Annotated in this window: 2 protein-coding genes; one reads left to right on the forward strand and one right to left on the reverse strand. The window is 76.1% G+C overall.

What is annotated here, in order from left to right; translation table 11 throughout:
* Positions 1-213, reverse strand: a 213-nt coding sequence (locus tag Q6969_RS15820) for a hypothetical protein (protein ID WP_317231295.1), incomplete at its 3' end; no start/stop codon positions are given.
* 204 nt (positions 214-417) lie between these two features.
* Between Q6969_RS15820 and glgP the strand changes: the two genes are divergently transcribed.
* Positions 418-1192, forward strand: a 775-nt coding sequence (glgP, locus tag Q6969_RS15825) for an alpha-glucan family phosphorylase (RefSeq protein WP_317231296.1), incomplete at its 3' end; no start/stop codon positions are given.

The raw sequence follows: 1192 nt of genomic DNA on the forward strand, positions 1-1192 counted from the left end.
CGTGGGCGCGGGCTCGGGCTCGGCGGGCGCGGGCTCCGGCGCCACGGGCTCGGGTACGGGCGCCGCCGGGGCGGGCGACTCGGGGATCAGCGGGGGTCGCGGGGCCGCCGGCTTCTGGGCGTCCTGGAGCTTCTGGGCCTTGGCGAGCTTGCGGGCTGCACGGCCGCGCACCGGGCGGGAGAGGGGATCGGTTCCGTCCTGGGGTGTGGTCACTGTTCGACCGTAGCCCGTGCACCGTCCCGCCGTCGCTCGGCACGGCGGTGTCGGACGCCGTCCGGATGCCCGACACGCGGCCGTCACCGCCTGTCCGCCGGAGCGCACCCGGCCTCGGCCACCCTGGTGCGGTCCCTCCCGCGCCCCTAGGCTCGGGTCCCATCCGCGCGGGTCCGCCCGCCGCCGCCGGTCCGAGGGAGTCCCGTGAAGGCCATCCGCAGATTCACCGTCCGTGCCGTCCTCCCGGAGGAGCTGTCCGCGCTGGACGAGCTCGCCGGGAACCTCCGGTGGTCCTGGTACGAGCCCACCCGCCGCGTGTTCGCGCACGTGAGCCCGGAGCTGTGGGAGGGCACGGGCCACGACCCGGTGGCGCTCCTCGGCGCGGTCGACCAGGACAGGCTCCGCGAGCTCGCCGCCGACGACGGCTTCGTCGCGTGGGCGGAGGAGCAGCGCGCGGATCTCCGCGCCTACGTGCGGGAGCCCCGCTGGTACCAGTCGCTCGAGGGCGACGTGCCCGAGGCCGTCGGCTACTTCTCGCCCGAGTTCGGCATCGCCGCCGCCCTGCCGCAGTACTCCGGCGGCCTCGGGATCCTCGCGGGCGACCACCTGAAGAGCGCGTCCGACCTCGGCGTCCCCCTCGTGGGCGTCGGCCTCTTCTACCGCTCCGGCTACTTCCGGCAGGGCATCTCCTCCGACGGCTGGCAGCAGGAGACCTACCCGGTGTTCGACCCGGACGGGCTGCCGCTCCAGGTGCTCCGCGACGGCGACGGCGCCCCCGTGCAGGTCTCCCTGGGGCTCCCCGGCGACCGCACGCTGCACGCCCGGATCTGGGTGGCCCGCGTCGGCCGGATCCCGCTGCTGCTGCTCGACACCGACGTGCCGGACAACGACGACGAGCTGCGCCGCGTCACCGACCGCCTCTACGGCGGCGGCGGCGAGCACCGCCTGCACCAGGAGCTCCTCCTCGGCATCGGCGGGG

The sequence above is a fragment of the Clavibacter sp. MX14-G9D genome, from assembly GCF_032917815.1.
In the GTDB taxonomy this organism is placed as follows: Bacteria; Actinomycetota; Actinomycetes; order Actinomycetales; family Microbacteriaceae; genus Clavibacter; species Clavibacter michiganensis_K.